The 16408-nt window shown below is 40.7% G+C and carries 15 protein-coding genes; 12 read left to right on the top strand and 3 right to left on the bottom strand.

Going from position 1 to position 16408, the window contains the following annotated elements:
* Positions 1-13: 13 nt before the first annotated feature.
* From HMPREF1532_RS03740 to HMPREF1532_RS03730, 3 genes are all read left to right on the top strand, one after another.
* Positions 14-1774 carry a RagB/SusD family nutrient uptake outer membrane protein gene (locus tag HMPREF1532_RS03740; RefSeq protein ID WP_005925032.1) on the top strand — a complete coding sequence of 587 codons (1761 nt, stop codon included), beginning with the start codon at positions 14-16 and terminating at the stop codon, positions 1772-1774.
* Between the two features lie 42 nt (positions 1775-1816).
* Positions 1817-2716 carry a T9SS type A sorting domain-containing protein gene (locus tag HMPREF1532_RS03735; protein WP_005925028.1) on the top strand — a complete coding sequence of 300 codons (900 nt, stop codon included), beginning with the start codon at positions 1817-1819 and terminating at the stop codon, positions 2714-2716.
* A 99-nt stretch (positions 2717-2815) separates the two neighbouring features.
* Positions 2816-5365 carry a M6 family metalloprotease domain-containing protein gene (locus HMPREF1532_RS03730; protein ID WP_005925025.1) on the top strand — a complete coding sequence of 850 codons (2550 nt, stop codon included), beginning with the start codon at positions 2816-2818 and terminating at the stop codon, positions 5363-5365.
* 126 nt (positions 5366-5491) lie between these two features.
* Here the strand turns inward: HMPREF1532_RS03730 and HMPREF1532_RS21250 are convergent, their stop codons facing one another.
* Positions 5492-5632 (bottom strand): hypothetical protein, encoded by a 141-nt coding sequence (locus tag HMPREF1532_RS21250; protein ID WP_005925022.1) that lies wholly within the window; start codon positions 5630-5632, stop codon positions 5492-5494.
* A 319-nt stretch (positions 5633-5951) separates the two neighbouring features.
* Here HMPREF1532_RS21250 and HMPREF1532_RS03725 point away from each other — a divergent pair, with 319 nt between their 5' ends.
* From HMPREF1532_RS03725 to HMPREF1532_RS03690, 8 genes are all read left to right on the top strand, one after another.
* Entirely contained in the window at positions 5952-6944 is a 993-nt protein-coding gene (locus tag HMPREF1532_RS03725) for a GIN domain-containing protein (RefSeq protein WP_005925020.1), read from the top strand.
* Positions 6945-7108: 164 nt separating this feature from the next.
* Entirely contained in the window at positions 7109-8905 is a 1797-nt protein-coding gene (rpsA, locus tag HMPREF1532_RS03720) for a 30S ribosomal protein S1 (RefSeq protein ID WP_005925017.1), read from the top strand.
* 72 nt (positions 8906-8977) lie between these two features.
* Entirely contained in the window at positions 8978-9892 is a 915-nt protein-coding gene (locus HMPREF1532_RS03715; RefSeq protein ID WP_044097411.1) for a ribonuclease Z, read from the top strand.
* A 31-nt stretch (positions 9893-9923) separates the two neighbouring features.
* Positions 9924-10286: a T9SS type A sorting domain-containing protein gene (locus HMPREF1532_RS03710; protein WP_005925013.1), complete on the top strand. Its 363-nt coding sequence runs from the start codon at positions 9924-9926 to the stop codon at positions 10284-10286.
* A gap of 7 nt (positions 10287-10293) precedes the next feature.
* The gene (locus HMPREF1532_RS03705; protein WP_005925011.1) at positions 10294-12111 is read left to right on the top strand and encodes a L,D-transpeptidase family protein; all 1818 of its coding nucleotides are present in this window, start codon (positions 10294-10296) and stop codon (positions 12109-12111) included.
* A gap of 14 nt (positions 12112-12125) precedes the next feature.
* The gene (locus HMPREF1532_RS03700) at positions 12126-12677 is read left to right on the top strand and encodes an RNA polymerase sigma factor (RefSeq protein ID WP_005925009.1); all 552 of its coding nucleotides are present in this window, start codon (positions 12126-12128) and stop codon (positions 12675-12677) included.
* 17 nt (positions 12678-12694) lie between these two features.
* Positions 12695-13102, top strand: coding sequence for a hypothetical protein (locus HMPREF1532_RS03695; protein WP_005925007.1), 408 nt, complete (start codon positions 12695-12697; stop codon positions 13100-13102).
* Positions 13103-13127: 25 nt separating this feature from the next.
* The gene (locus HMPREF1532_RS03690; protein ID WP_005925005.1) at positions 13128-13565 is read left to right on the top strand and encodes a hypothetical protein; all 438 of its coding nucleotides are present in this window, start codon (positions 13128-13130) and stop codon (positions 13563-13565) included.
* 151 nt (positions 13566-13716) lie between these two features.
* Here the strand turns inward: HMPREF1532_RS03690 and mazG are convergent, their stop codons facing one another.
* Positions 13717-14502 carry a nucleoside triphosphate pyrophosphohydrolase gene (gene mazG / locus HMPREF1532_RS03685; protein ID WP_005925003.1) on the bottom strand — a complete coding sequence of 262 codons (786 nt, stop codon included), beginning with the start codon at positions 14500-14502 and terminating at the stop codon, positions 13717-13719.
* Between the two features lie 219 nt (positions 14503-14721).
* Between mazG and HMPREF1532_RS03675 the strand changes: the two genes are divergently transcribed.
* Positions 14722-15606, top strand: a complete 885-nt coding sequence (locus HMPREF1532_RS03675) for an NAD(P)-dependent oxidoreductase (RefSeq protein WP_005924995.1) — start codon at positions 14722-14724, stop codon at positions 15604-15606.
* On the opposite strand, the gene HMPREF1532_RS03670 is transcribed toward HMPREF1532_RS03675, so the two are convergent.
* Complete coding sequence (locus HMPREF1532_RS03670; protein ID WP_005924992.1) at positions 15589-16377, bottom strand: aspartate dehydrogenase domain-containing protein; 789 nt, start codon at positions 16375-16377, stop codon at positions 15589-15591. The two genes, HMPREF1532_RS03675 and HMPREF1532_RS03670, sit on opposite strands and share 18 nt — an antisense overlap.
* Between the last annotated feature and the right edge of the window lie 31 nt (positions 16378-16408).

Genomic DNA, 16408 nt, shown 5'->3' with positions numbered 1-16408 from the left:
AAACAGAAATAGTATGCAGTTGAGAAAATATATAGTATCTTTTTTGATTTGTGGAGGAATATTCGGACTTTCCGGATGTGATGGTTTATTCCGTGACGCTCCTTATAATAAATTGTCCCAAGAAACGATTTGGGGAAGCCAATTATTGCTTGATGAATATGTATTGCCTTGGTATCGTAATATGAGTAATGGCTTTTCAATTTATATGCCTACTTCTTCATCATTATTAAAAGGGGCATGCCGTGATTATTTACCTTGGTATGGTGATCAAATAACTATAAGTAGAGCGGATTGGTATAATACAGCCTATGGTGATATTTTGAAGAGTATTTCCAGTGAAATTACTCGTAGAGGACTTGTAAATTGGAATAATTATTACGCTCGTATTCAGTCTGTGAATCTTTTATTAGAGAATGAAGGAAAAATACAGGAGGGCGCTCATAAACAACGCATATTGGGCGAAGCACATTTTTTTCGTGCTTATTATTATTACTTATTGTTGCGACAGTTTGGAGGTCCTTTACTGATAAAGAACAATTATGATCCGTTGATTGATGATAAAAAATTTCCTCGCGCCTCTTATGAAGAAATGGTGGAATTTATTGTGGAAGAGGCGGATTTAGCGGCTTCTTTATTGTCTGATAAGTTAGAAGCCAGCGATATAGGGCGTGCTACTAAAGGAGCTGCTCTAATGCTGAAAGCTAAAACCTACTTTTGGGTAGCCAGTAAGGTATTTCAGAATAAGGAGAAATCGTATTTAGGTTTTCCGGATGATCGATCGGATGCCATGTTGACAGAGGCTGCTAAGGCATATGATGAATTGATGAAGTTGCCTTATTCGTTGATACAGATAACCGGAACAACACAAGATCAAATAAAAGAACAGTATCGTCAGATTTTTCTAACGAAAAATAGTCAGGAATCAATTTGGGAAGTACAACATTCGAATGATGGTGATTTCGCAGATGGGTTCGGGCATAAGCTTGATCGTGAATCTGTTTCTCCTTTCTTTGGCGGAACAATAGCAGCCTATTCACCCACTCAAAATCATGTGGATGAATATAATATGCGTGATGGTAAACCTTATGATCCGACACACCCGTATGATAACAGGGATTATCGTTTTTATGCGAATATCTTATATGACGGTTGTATTTTTCGCGATCATGAAATGGAAATTCACTATAATAAAGAAGGTAAAGAAGAGATTGCTGGAGCAGATCTGACGCCATACGGAACATCTGCTAATGCTGCTGTTTCAAAAACAGGATATTATTTAGGAAAATTCGTAAATGAACAGCAGAAAATTGATAGTGATGAGACTTATGCGAGTAAACAGAATTATATTATTTGGCGGTTTGCAGAGGTTTTGTTGGATTATGCAGAAATTGATTTTTTGCAGAATCGTGTTGATGATGCGTTGGATAAAGTAAATCAAATTCGCCGTCGTGTACATATGGATGAGTTACCGAGTCTGACTTGGGAACAACTGGTGAATGAACGTCGTGTAGAGATGGCTTTCGAAGAGACTACTTATTGGGATTTGCTTCGTTGGGGAGTTGCCGTAGAAAAAATGAGTGGAGCTACTAATCCTTTGAAAGCGATGAAAATAGTAAAAGAAGAGGGTAAAGATCCGATATATACGATTTCAAATATGAACAAGTATCCTAAACGTGTACGTGAGTTTCGTCAGATGCAATATTATTATCCCATACCTTGGGATGAAATACGTTATCATGGCGTTGAACAAAATCCAGAATGGGAGGAAGTTTAACCTTTATCAATCAATGTATTATTAACTTTAATAAAAAAATGTATGAGTAGAAAAATTACGGTCTTATTAATGACTTTAAGTGTGGTTATGTTTGCAAATGCACAAGAGTATAATCTATTTGATCCGGCTGATGTGGATGCCAATGGATGGATATGGTTCGATACGCAGGAAAAGATAGACAAGTATATCGGTCAGGCAAACAATGAAGATGGAAAGATAGATCCGAATGGAAAGATTATTCAGTTGATTTGTGCGGATTTTGGAGATTATGAAGACTCTACGGCCGATCCGGCTGTAAAGGGAGCAGGTACTGATGGAGAAATGGAAAGTGCGGATGCTAAAACCGGTGCTATTGTTACTGCCAGTTCTTCTTCTGCAATGAATACGAATGGTGGCGGTTTTGTAGTACGTATGCCTTCATGTGTATCTTTTAATATATTCATATCAAGCGGCGTGAAAACTTATGTACGTCTGTTAGGAACGACGGAACAAGATAAACCTTTTAAAGATTATACAATTGTTTCTGCTATGTATTCAACTATGTTTAAGCCATTGATGAGTGCCGGACAAAAAGAATGGACAGGAATGGAGACTTTGGATAGTGGCAATGAACCCTATTTCAAATTAAAATCAGATGCTCCTATTTATGCCCGGTTTGAATCATTGACAAAAGCTCCTTTGTATATTCACGGAATGAAAGTGCTTACTTCAACTAAACCTTCCGGTATTAATGACACATCAATTAATTCTGAAATTGAATTTGATGGTATTACCCTTTCTTTGGGAGAGGTTGCAAATGTGCAGGTTTATACAACTACCGGCGTATTGGCCGCATCGGCTATAACAGACAAGATGAATTTGTCTCCTTTGACAAGTGGTATATATATTGTGAAAGCAAAGAACGGTACTACCGAACGTACCACTAAGATTGTTATCCGGTAATAATTTTTATAGGGAAAACCTGCTTGTACTCATTGGAATCTGAGATGATGGGACGGTAGTTGTTTTCCCTTTTTTATTTACTTTTTAACACATAAAACAATGAAGAGATATCCTATTCTTTGGATCGTTGTTTTATTCTTTCCGTTACTGCTGTCGGCTGCCGAAAAGAATAAAGGTGAGTTGAGCAACTTGGTTTGTTTTTTGCGTTTTAATGACGAAGACAACAAGGAGCAATTCGACAAACCTATCAGCTATTACGAAACGATGTTTAACGCTGAAGTTGAAGGAGCTAATTCTGTATATAGCTATTTTCGAGAAGCTTCTTATAATCAGCTTTTTTGGAAAAGTTCTTTCTTTCCCCAATCAGACGGTACACAGATCATTTCTTATAAAGCTAAAAATGAGCGTGGATATTATCGGGAAAAGAGTAGTATTAATGATTTAGGGTATAGTAATGAAACGGAAAAAGCTGCTCGTGAGCAAGCTTTAATAAAAGAGCTTGCTGCTTATTTGTCTGAAAATCTTCCTGATGATGTAGTGATTGATGCCAATAATGATGGTTTACTCGACAATATTTGTATAATTGTAAGCGGCAATTCCGATCTGAGCAGTAAATATATGTTATGGCCTCACCGTTCCGATTTGGCATTACCTGATGAGAAAGCTATTTATGTGAAAGGCAAAAAGATCGTGGGGTATCTGATGGTATTCAATGATGCGAATGGTTGGAGTTCTCTGAGTCCTGTTCCTTTGAATACAGGAGTTCTTTGTCATGAGATGTCACATACGCTCGGTACATATGATCTTTATCATGTAAATGATAATTTGAATCCGGTAGGAGTTTGGGATTTAATGTCCGATAATCTGACAACTCCTCAGCAGATGAGCGCTTATACTAAATACCGCTATTGTAAATGGATTGACGAGATTCCTGAAATATCTACTCCGGGGACTTATACCTTAAATCCGGTAGGAGGTACAACAAAAGAAAATATAGCATATAAGATTAAACCGACAGGTTCGGATGAATACTTTATAGTGGAATATAGAAGAAAGGACGGGACATTTGATAGAGGGTTACCGTCTTCCGGGTTATTGGTTTATCGCATTAATCCGAATGTAACGGGTGGAAATCTGAATTATAATGGAACTACCCGCTTGGACGAGCAGTATCTGTTTCGTCCGGGTGGAACAGTGACACTTGACGGTGATATCTCAAAAGCTGCTTTTAGTGCAGAAAGCGGGCGTACTGCGATCGGAGGCAATGCGGAACTTAAGCCTTTCTACAGCGACGGTAAAGAAGCGAAATTTGCGTTGGCAAATATATCCTCTTGTGGTGAGACCATTTCTTTTGATTTGTTGGAACTGACACCGCAGATTTATATACCTAAACCGAATGTCACTTTGGGAGGGGCAATAAACAGCACTGCTCAAGTTATTGTTGAGTCTGATGTAGCATGGCGAATAGTCGATGTCCCCGATTGGTTGACAATTACCCCGCTTCAGGGAGAGGCCGGCCAGTCGACAATCGTTCTTCAGGCTAAATCGGCTAATGAGAATGCGCAGCTACGTATATCTGATTTTCATTTGCAGGGAGTAGAAGATCCATCGATAACTGCTATTGTTAATGTGTCGCAACGTTCCGATCTAATACAGTCACCTTCTGCATTGACTGCCAAAGAAGAAGGAAATACGGTTGTATTGACGTGGGTGGCACCTCATGAAGGAACTCCGGCGTTGATGGAAGATTTTGAAGACTCGGGTAATCTGGCGAAATGGACAATCAAAAATGAGGGTAACCGGGGATGGCTCTGGCAAAAGAACGAGAAGTATAAAGAGCCTTATGCCGGAAATTATTCAATGCGCTTGTTGGAGGCATGGGAAGATATCCATCAGGATGAATATCTGATTTCTCCTGTTTTTGCCAATGGAAAATCGCTAACTTTCTATTCAAAATCTACAGCTCCGCAAAAAAATAACCCGCAGAACTTTTATTATGTAGAAGTAAGTTCGGACGGTGGTACCACATGGAAGCAGATTTGGGATTTGAAAACAGATTGCTCTGTAGTGAACAAATACACCCGCGTAGATATCGATTTATCTCCTTATATGTCTGATAACATGAAGATTGCTTTTCATGCATACGATACAAATCAGACGGGGCTATCTTACTGGTGGCATGTAGATGATGTCGCTATTTATCCGCAGGTAGAGCATTCAATGATAACAGGTTATGCCATCTACCGCAATGGAGAGAAAATAGGTAATTCCGTAACTTCTACTTTTACGGATATCGCTCCGCTTTCTGGAGAGAATGTATATACTGTACGCGCGGAAGGTGCTTTTGGGGATACACCGGATTCGGAATCGGTAACTGTATCATTTACAGGAACCGGTATCTGTAAATCACCTGTTTCTTTGTCAGAAGTAACAATGTCGCTTTATCAAGGAATGCTTCATTTGGAAAGTGAAAATAGGATAGAGACTTTGGTTCTCTACTCTTTAGACGGAAAACCTGTTCTGTTTACTGCTCCGGGAGAAGAGTCTTGTGATATCAGTATAAACCATCTTGAAGCCGGAGTGTATATTGCTTATGTCTTCATGCAAGATCAGAATCATCCGGTGATACGGAAATTGATGCTAAAATAATCTCTCTTTAGTTGACAATTATCTTCCACTATTTGAATGTCGATCGATGTTTGGATAGTGGAAGATTTTTTTTGAGTTGTCTTCTAAAGTGCAAAAGAACCACCGGTTTCAGCATGAATCTTTGACTTATGAACTGAAATTGTTCTGCAAACTGCCTTTATTCAGTATGTTTTTACCCTCTTCACCGCTTTCACCTTTTTCAATCAAAGCCTTTATTCGTCGTAGATGCAGGGTGAAGCCCTGGTCGGCACGGTCCTTATGCACCATAAAGGCGGTTCTTACGAGTCATGAGCACGCTTGTTATTGACGGCAAGCACGGTGCATAGCAAGAGGGGGATCGCTTTCACCCTTAATTTCCGATGAATAAGCCGATAGAGCAAAAAAGGTGAAGGAGATGAAGGGGGTAAGTTCATAGTCAACTATCTGTTTTTTTATAGATAGGAGAGAAACGCTGCGAATGAAAACTGTACCGATTTATATTTTTATTATTACTTATCTCTGATTTTCTACAAAAAAGTTTCTATGCCATGCAACTTTTTCCCACTGCTGGTCGTCTATTAATATAGAAACTACAAAATTGAAACCTATGAATAGTAAAATGAAGGGATTTATCGGAATGATTGCATTGTTTTCATTCTTGTTTTCTGTAACAACGGTTTGTGCTCAGACCAGACGTGTAAAAGCCAGTGGAACGTATAAAACCAAAGAAGTTAAGATCAAAGACTTCGATAAAATCAAACTCTTGGGAAGTCCTACAGTCATTTATACACAGTCTGCCAATAATAAGTCGACATTAAAAATTTATGGTTCGGATAATGTGATCGACTTGGTGGATTGTACGGTAACAGATGGTGTATTATCCATTTCTTTTAAGAATAGGACCAGCATTGAATTTGGCAAACAGGGGAGACTTAAAATAATGGCTTCCAGTCCTATGTTGAAAGATGTGCATCTGCAAGGTTCCGGAGACGTTGTCTTAGATAGTAAACTGGAATGTGATAATTTGTCTTTGACATTGCAGGGCTCCGGGGATATTACTGCCGGTGAAGTTGTTTGTGCAAATGATCTTGCGGTCACTTTGCAAGGTTCCGGAGATATTTCTATTAAGAATAGCGTGAAAGCTGGGAATGCAGCTTTGAATCTGATAGGTTCCGGTGATATCGATATTTATAATATGACGGCAAAGTCTGCGGCTGCTACTCTTCAAGGTTCGGGTGATCTGAAAGTGAAAGGTGGAAATGTGGTAGGTGATGTTGTGATTAGCTTACTGGGTGCCGGTGATCTGAATTTTGCAGGTATCCAGGGAAATAATGTAAGAGCCGAGTTGAATGGTTCCGGTGATTTGAAAGTGACAGGTACAGTTCAACAGGCTGTCTTGATGCTGCGAAACTCCGGTGACCTGGATGCGAAAGATTTGAAAGCCGTAGATGTAGACGCTACGGTAAATGGTTCCGGAGATATTTCATGCTATGTTTCCGGTACATTGAAGTGCGATATTTCGGGGAGCGGTGATGTAGGCTATAAAGGTAATCCGGTTAATGTGCATTCGACCGGAAGAAATAAACCTCATAAATTGTAAAATTGCATACAGAATAACTTAAGTGTCTGAAAATTAGCCGTCGTGAGACGGCTTTTTTTGTTCTAACTTTTTGTTAGTCCCGAAAAATGTTCTATCTTTGCGCCCGATTTATAGATAATATAATGTCTTATTTAATTAAAGTATTTCAAAACAAGTAATTATTAATGGAAAACTTAAAGAACATTGCTCCTGTTGAAGATTTCAATTGGGAAGCGTATGAGAATGGCGAATCATTCGCCGGCGCCAGCCACGAAGATCTTGAAAAAGCTTACGACAGTACGCTTAACAAAGTTAACGACCGTGAGGTAGTTGACGGAACCGTAATCGCAATGAACAAGCGTGAAGTTGTTGTGAACATCGGTTACAAATCAGACGGTATCATTCCTTTGAATGAATTCCGCTACAATCCCGATTTGAAAGTAGGTGATACTGTAGAAGTATATATCGAAAATCAGGAAGACAAAAAAGGACAGTTGGTTCTGTCTCACAGAAAAGCACGTGCTACTCGCTCTTGGGATCGTGTGAATGCTGCTTTGGAAAATGAAGAAATTATCAAAGGTTACATCAAATGCCGCACTAAGGGTGGTATGATCGTAGACGTATTCGGTATCGAAGCATTCTTGCCGGGTTCCCAGATCGACGTTAAGCCGATCCGTGATTATGATGTATTCGTTGGAAAAACAATGGAATTCAAAGTTGTTAAAATCAACCAGGAATTCAAAAACGTGGTTGTTTCTCACAAAGCTCTTATCGAAGCTGAACTGGAACAACAGAAGAAAGAAATTATCGGTAAGCTTGAAAAAGGACAAGTTCTTGAAGGAACCGTTAAAAACATCACTTCTTACGGTGTATTCATCGATTTGGGTGGCGTAGACGGATTGATCCATATCACTGACCTATCATGGGGACGTGTAAGCGATCCGAAAGAAGTGGTTGAACTCGATCAGAAGCTTAACGTTGTTATCCTTGATTTCGATGACGAAAAGAAACGTATTGCTTTGGGTCTGAAACAACTTACTCCGCACCCATGGGATGCTCTTGATCCGGACTTGAAGGTAGGTGATCACGTGAAGGGTAAAGTAGTCGTGATGGCTGATTACGGTGCATTTATCGAAATTGCTCCGGGTGTTGAAGGTTTGATTCACGTATCTGAAATGTCATGGTCACAGCACCTGCGTTCTGCTCAAGACTTCATGAAAGTGGGCGATGAAGTAGAAGCTGTTGTATTGACTCTGGACCGTGAAGAACGTAAGATGTCTTTGGGTATCAAGCAACTGAAACAAGATCCATGGGAAACAATCGAAGAGAAGTATCCTGTAGGTTCTAAGCATACTGCAAAAGTTCGTAACTTCACTAACTTCGGTGTATTCGTAGAAATCGAAGAAGGTGTTGACGGATTGATTCACATCTCTGATCTTTCTTGGACGAAGAAAGTTAAACACCCTTCAGAATTTACTCAGATCGGTGCAGACATCGAAGTTCAGGTATTGGAGATCGACAAAGAAAACCGTCGTTTGAGCCTTGGTCACAAACAGCTTGAAGAAAATCCTTGGGATGTATTCGAAACTGTATTTACTGTAGGTTCTGTACACGAAGGAACAATCATCGAAATGTTGGATAAGGGTGCCGTAGTTGCTCTTCCTTATGGTGTTGAAGGATTCGCTACTCCGAAACATCTTGTAAAAGAAGACGGCTCACAGGCTCAGTTGGATGAGAAACTTGAATTCAAAGTGATCGAATTCAACAAGGATGCTAAGAGAATTATCCTTTCTCATAGCCGCATTTTCGAAGATGTTGCAAAAGCAGAAGAAAGAGCTGAAAAGAAAGCAGCTTCTAATGCAAAGAAAGCATCTTCAAAGAAAGAAGACGCTCCGATGATCCAAAATCAGGCTGCTTCTACAACTTTGGGTGACATTGACGCTCTGGCAGCTTTGAAAGAACAGTTGGAAGGTAAGAAATAATTCTTTTCCAATATATTTTTAGAAAGGGTATCAGCATGCTGATACCCTTTTTTCTTTATCTTTGTGTCCGTTATGGAGAGATTTGAATTACATATATTGGGATGTGGCTCTGCGCTACCTACTACACGGCATTTTTCAACTTCACAAGTGATAAACCTGCGTGATAAACTTTTTATGATAGACTGTGGCGAGGGGGCACAGATGCAGCTTCGTAAGTCCCGGTTGAAGTTTTCGCGCTTGAATCATATTTTTATCTCACATTTGCATGGTGATCATTGCTTCGGCTTGCTTGGGCTTATCTCGACTTTCGGACTGCTCGGGCGTACAGCCGAATTGCATATTCATGCTCCTAAGGGACTTGAGGAACTATTTTCTCCGTTGTTGGCTTTCTTCTGTAAGAACATGAGTTATCGGGTCGTTTTTCATGAGTTTGCAACGAAAGAACCCAGTGTGATTTACGAAGACCGTTCAGTAGCGGTTACGACTATTCCTTTACAACACCGCATTCCTTGCTGTGGCTTTTTATTTGCTGAAAAACCTCGTCCCAATCATATTATTCGCGAAATGATAGATTTCTATCAAGTGCCTGTATATGAATTGAATCGTATTAAGAATGGTGAAGATTTTGTAACTCTGGAAGGGGATGTTATTGCAAATTCACGCTTGACAAGACCTTCTGCTCCACCCAGACGCTATGCATATTGTTCTGATACGATTTATCGGAAAGAAATAGTTCAACAGATTTCCGGAGTGGACTTATTGTTTCATGAAGCAACTTTTGCACAGACAGAGTCGGCCCGTGCAAAAGAGACTTTCCATACGACTGCTGCTCAAGCGGCTCAGATTGCCTTGGATGCAGAGGTGAAACAACTTGTCATTGGGCATTTCTCTGCCCGCTATGAAAATGAACAGGTGTTGCTGGATGAGGCTGCTGCCATCTTCCCTTCTACGATTTTGGCAAAAGAGAATCTCTGTATTAATCTATAGCAACTTTCGGGGGCAAAGTTTGTTTTATAGAATGGAACAACGTATATTTGTAGAGAATAAAATAGATTCATATGCGCATCAGATGAAAAGGTTATTTTTATACTTTTTCTTGGTTTTGGCTCTTTTGTCTTTTTCTTCTGTGATGGCACAGGACGGACGAAAGGTGGAGACGGTTCAACATGAGCCGGTTTCTCTTACTATTACCGTGTCCGGAACAACGATCCGTGTTCAGAATGCTACTCCGGGTTCAACGATGGAAGTATATGATATTCTCGGAGTAAAGATTACGTCTGTACGTATTGATACAGCCGATAAAACAGTTACTTTGAACTTGCCTAAAGGATATTATATTTTTAAAGTAGGCGATACGGTCCGGAAAGTAGTAATAAAATAAAGAGCGGATGATGAAGCGGATATTATTAAGCTTTTTTATTCTGCTCGTTGCATTGTCTGCTTGCAAAAAGCAAAAGGAACCGAAAACTTTGGAAGCTCTTGCTTTGTCTTCCTTTCATGAATTGGTAAATCCTGCTTATTTGATAAATTCCGATAGTATTCGCCGGTATATCCGTATGAATCTGTCGGCCGTCCGTGATACTGCTGTTTGGGATTCGGTCGTTACCGAATATTATACTGCTAATGATACCCTGATCTGGTTCGGAGATGAAATCGGTTCACGTACGGACTCCTTGCTTTATTGGTTGGAGAATTCTTATCGCCACGGTATAAATCCCGAACTTTTTGCTGTTTCCGGTATGCGCAGTGATCTGGAACGTTTTCGTTCTTTGCAGTTGAACGAAAAGAGTGTCAACCATTTATTGGCTGGTCTGGAATATCGATTGACGGCTTCCTATTTACATTATGCTTGTGGGCTTGCATTCGGTTTTCTTTCTCCTTCCGAAATCCTGAACAATCTGGAAGAAAAGGCTTCCGATGTCCGTAAACTGGCAATTACGAAATCGAAGAAAGAAGATGTATCTCTTATTCCGTTGAAGAAATGTGATAAGGAGTTTGCGCAAGGAGCATTGGATAGGTTAAAACAAGATGCCTGTTCCGCTTTTCGTCAGGTTCAGCCGTCTTCCCGGTTCTATTTGAGTTTGCAGAAAGAGTCGGATCGTCTGGATTCTTTAGGTGAATTTGAGTTCGAGCCGATTCCTCTTATTGGTGATACATTATTGAAAGTAGGAGAGAGACACCGGATTGTACCGTTGATAGCACAAAGGCTTTTGCAAACGGGAGAACTGCAACAGGATTCGGATTCCATAGAGAATGTGTTGACTCCTGCTTTGCTGGAAGCTGTCAACCGCTTTCGGATAAACAACCGCTTGGCTACTGATCATTCAATCGGTACTTATACCATTCGCTATTTGAATCATCCTTTTTCTTATTACAAAGATCTGCTGCATATCAATATGGAGCGTGCCCGTTGGCAGTATGCATTGGAGAAAGGAACTAAATACGTCTTTGTCAATGTGGCGGCTTGCATGCTTCAGGCATTTAATGAAGAAACTGATTCTATTCTTGAAATGCGTACTTGTTGCGGTTCAGTAAGAAATAAGACACCTTTGCTTTCCAGCCGGATTTATTATATGGAATTAAATCCGTATTGGAATGTTCCCCAGAATATCATACGTAAGGAAATCATTCCGTCTTACCTTCGTGATACGACTTATTTTACCCGAAATCGTATGAAAGTATACGATAAAAACGGAGTTCGGGTAAACCCTCGTGATATAAAATGGTCTAAATACAAGGCAGGTGTTCCTTTTACTGTAAAACAGGATAATAAAGAAGGTAATTCATTGGGCCGTATTATTTTTCGTTTTCCTAATTCTTTTGCTGTCTATCTGCACGATACACCTTCCCGGCGAACATTTGCCAGAGCTAATCGTGCTGTGAGTCATGGCTGTGTGAGATTGGAGAAAGCATTGGATTTTGCATTCTTTCTGTTGAAAGAACCCGATGAACTGCTGGAAGACCGCATACGGATCGCAATGGATATAGCACCGAAAAGCGATGAAGGAAAGAAACTGACTCGCAGCCAGGCGTATCGGGAACTCAAACATTATAGTTTGAAGGAGTCTGTTCCTGTGTATCTGGATTATCAGACAATGTATCTGGATGCCGCCGGGCAGCTCAGTTACTGTGATGATATCTATAAATACGATGCTCCTTTACTTGAAGCATTGAATAAATTGAACCATAAAAACATAACATACTGAATACTAATAACCTTATGAACCCTTATAATGAACGAGAGGTTTTGTTGCTCCTTCAGGATGAGAGTACACAGCGGAAAGGATTTGAGATGATTGTGTCGCAATATAGCGAACAGTTGTACTGGCAAATCCGGCGGATGGTGCTTTCTCACGATGATGCGAACGACTTGCTTCAGAATACGTTTGTCAAGGCATGGATGAATATTGATTATTTCCGGGCGGAAGCGAAGCTTTCCACCTGGCTCTATCGTATCGCCTTAAACGAATGTATTACTTTTCTGAATAAGCAACGTGCCATGAATACCGTAGCCATTGACGATCCGGAAGCAGCAGTTGTCCAGAGGCTGGAGAGCGATCCTTATTTCTCGGGCGACCAGGCACAATTGATGTTGCAAAAGGCTTTGTTGTCTTTGCCGGAGAAACAGCGTATGGTTTTCAATCTGAAATATTATCAGGAAATGAAATATGAAGAGATGTCGGATATCTTCGGAACATCCGTCGGTGCCTTGAAAGCATCTTATCATCACGCGGTGAAGAAAATCGAAAAGTTTTTGGAAGGGATCGATTAAACCTTTTAAATCATTCAATGTCTAAGAAAAAGAGAGGAGAAGATTATATGAAAGAAGAAGATGAAATATTGAGGAAAGTGGGCACGGGGAATGCTTTTAAAGTACCCGAAGGTTACTTTGAAAATCTTACTTCAGAAGTTATGGACAAGCTTCCCGAGCAAAAACAACCTGCCTTTGAAGTGAAAGAACCAACGAAGTGGGATAAATTGAAACCACTTTTTTATATGGCAGCCATGTTTGTCGGAGCGGCACTTATTATTCGTGTGGCCTCTGTAAACTATAAGCCTGAAACTACTGAAACAGCATCTATTGAAGCAGTAGAAGTTGACAGCGATGCCGACGAGTATATCAACGCGGTGCTCGAAGGATCGATGATGGATGATTATTCGTTGTATGTATATCTCACTGATGCCAGTGTGGAATAAAATAAACTAAATTGATTTTATAGAAATGAAAAGACTGATAATTCTGCTGTTTATTATTTGTGGTTTTTCTCCTTTGATTTGGGCGGTGGATGGATGTAATCAAGAACGCTTGTCGCCTGAGGAATTCCGTGCCAAACAAAAAGCGTTTATCATTGAGAAGGCAGGTTTGACCAAAGAAGAAGCTGCAAAATTCTTTCCTGTATACTTTGAGCTTCAGGATAAAAAGAAAGCATTGAATGATAAAGCTTGGGGCTTGATTCGCAAAGGAAAAGACGATAAGACAACAGAGGCTCAATATGCTGAAATAATGGAAGGAGTGTACGATGCCCGTATCGCTTCGGATCAGTTGGAAAGAACCTATTATGAGAAATATAAGAAAATTCTATCAAATAAGAAGATTTATATGGTACAGAAAGCCGAAATGCGTTTTCATAAGGAGTTACTGAAAAAAGCGAAGAAATAATGTGCCAATATGACAATGTGCCAATATGCCAATTAGCTGCGCTATGTTTCCACAGGATAATTGGCACATTGACACATTGCCCAATTGGCACATTATTTAAAGCATTCTTTCATTGGCATATTGGCACATTGCTCAATTGGCACATTATTTATCATAATCCTTTCTTTTTTGCTTCGTTCCAGATTGCATCCATTTCTTCCAATGACATGTCTTTAAGGTTTTTTCCCTCTTTAATGGTATGTTCCTCCAGATAATTGAAACGGCGGATGAATTTCTGGTTGGTAAGTTCCAGTGCATTATCCGGATTGATCTTATATAGGCGGGCGGCATTGATAAGACTAAACATTACATCCCCGAATTCGGCTTCTGCTTTTTCCTTATCCATATTGGCTACTTCCACTTGGAATTCGGCAATTTCCTCTTTTACCTTATCCCATACTTGTTCCTTTTCTTCCCAGTCAAACCCTACATTCCGGGCTTTATCCTGTATGCGATAGGCTTTTATAAGTGAAGGTAAAGCAGACGGTACACCACTGAGCACAGTTTTGTTTCCATCCTTTTCTTTTAGTTTCAGTTGTTCCCAGTTTTCAGACACCTGTCCGGCTGTATCGGCTTTTACTTCTCCGAATACATGAGGATGGCGGAAGATCAGTTTCTCACAAAGCCGGTCGCACACATCTTTGATATCGAAATCTCCTGTTTCCGATCCTATCTTGGCATAAAAGGCGACATGTAGCAGTACATCTCCCAATTCTTTACATATTTCCTTTTTGTCATCACGCATGATGGCATCACAGAGTTCGTAAGTTTCTTCAATGGTGTTAGGGCGTAAGCTCTTATTGGTTTGTTTTCGGTCCCAAGGACATTTTACACGTAGTTCATCCAGTATATCCAGGAAGCGTCCGAAAGCTTCCATTTGTTCTTTTCTTGAATGCATCTTTTTATAAATATGAGTTTGATATGAGAATATTAGAATTTGAAATCTCTTGCAAAGATAATGCAAACCGAGAGCAGAATAAAATGAACTCGTTCATTTTTTATGCCGAGGTGCGGCTTGTCTTCGCTCTGGGCAAAGATAAGGAAATTCATCACAAGGCGTTCTTCTTATCCGGTTCCTTTTTATTAACTTTACCGCACAAATCAAATTGAAATAATTATGTTCCATAAACTTGTAGCAATAGAGCCGGTGAGTCTGGTTCCGTCAGCAGAAAAAGAACTGTATTCATTTGCAGAGGAAGTGATCCTGTTTCCCGATGTACCGGCGGGGGATGAGGAAGTGGCTGCCCGTATCGGTGATGCCGATGCCGTTCTTTTGAGTTATACTTCCCGAATTACTCGGGAGGCTTTGGAGAAATGCCCGAATGTTAAATATATCGGTATGTGCTGTTCGCTCTATTCTCCCGAAAGTGCCAATGTAGATATCCGTTATGCCAATGAGCGGGGGATAACTGTGACCGGCATTCGTGATTATGGGGATGAAGGAGTGGTAGAGTATGTGATCAGCGAATTAGTGCGTTGTTTGCATGGGTTTGGCCAGGAACCGTGGGACGGGATGGCTCGTGAAATCACCGGATTGAAAGTCGGGATCGTGGGATTGGGAAAGTCCGGCGGGATGATAGCGGATGCTCTGAATTTTCTGGGTGCTGATATTACCTATTATGCCCGTAGCGTGAAACAGGATGCCGCAGAAAAAGGATATCGTTTCTTGCCATTGGAGGAATTGCTTGTCCATAGCGAAGTTGTGTGTTGCTGCCTTAACAAAAACACGGTTTTATTACATGATGCCGAATTCCGTCGGCTTGGCAACAGAAAAATATTGTTTAATACAGGTTTGTCCCCGGCATGGGATGAAGCGGCTTTTGCCGGATGGCTGGAAGGAGATAACCTTTGTTTTTGTGATACGGTAGGCGCATTGGGGGGAACCCGTTTTCTCGATCATCCTCATGTGCGTTGCATGCAGGTGTCTACAGGGCGCACCCGTCAGGCGTTTGACCGCCTGAGCGAAAAGGTGCTTGCCAATTTGTCAGAATACAATGGGTGATGTAATATTGATCAGGGTGTTCACAACCGACCACCCTGCAATATCTGATGTAGCGCTATATACATCTATCACAGCGTGCACTTGGTCGTTCTTTATTTCTACCCTTTGAGTGTCTCCTACGAATCCGGGTGTGGATTGCATGGATACCTGCATTTTCTCCGGTCCTACCGAAGCAAGTGAAGCGGCAACTGCTACATTTACTTTAGTTGGAAACATTCCTATTGCTTCCGTTGCATTCCCCGAAAATACTATGCGTTGCTCCGATTGCAAGGAATCATCGTATACAGCCGTTCCTTTTAATGCATTCGGTCCTTTTTCATTGAAGAAGCGTGCACTGGCATTTCCCATTAAAAAAGCAGTTCTCAGTACATCGAATCCTCCGGTAGCTCCGGAAACCAAATATACACGTGTACCGTTTGCTTTGGCTGTTTTCATCACTTCCTGATAGAATCCGGTGTCTGCTAAGGCACCGATAGACAGAGTAATAATGGAAGTACCGTTCTTTAGTGCCGGCAAGGCGAGCTCTTTCATGGCCGCAGGAGAAGCCGACTCTACCAGATAATCCGGTTTCAGTACCAACAAATCTTCCAATGTGGCGCATGCACGGCATGTTTTCCCGTGTTTTTCCATTTTTGTCACAATACGTTCGGCTTTTGATGCCGTACGCGAATAAACGCCCGTTAAATCATACTCGGGCAATAAACCATTGACAACTGCGTCCGCAACGATATCGGCGAGTCGTCCGCATCCAACAATTACTAACTTTTTCATGTAGCAAAGATAGGACTTTTATGTATAATCC

Source organism: Bacteroides salyersiae WAL 10018 = DSM 18765 = JCM 12988 (assembly GCF_000381365.1).
In the GTDB taxonomy this organism is placed as follows: Bacteria; Bacteroidota; Bacteroidia; order Bacteroidales; family Bacteroidaceae; genus Bacteroides; species Bacteroides salyersiae.
This window is presented reverse-complemented; position numbering and strand designations above follow the sequence as displayed.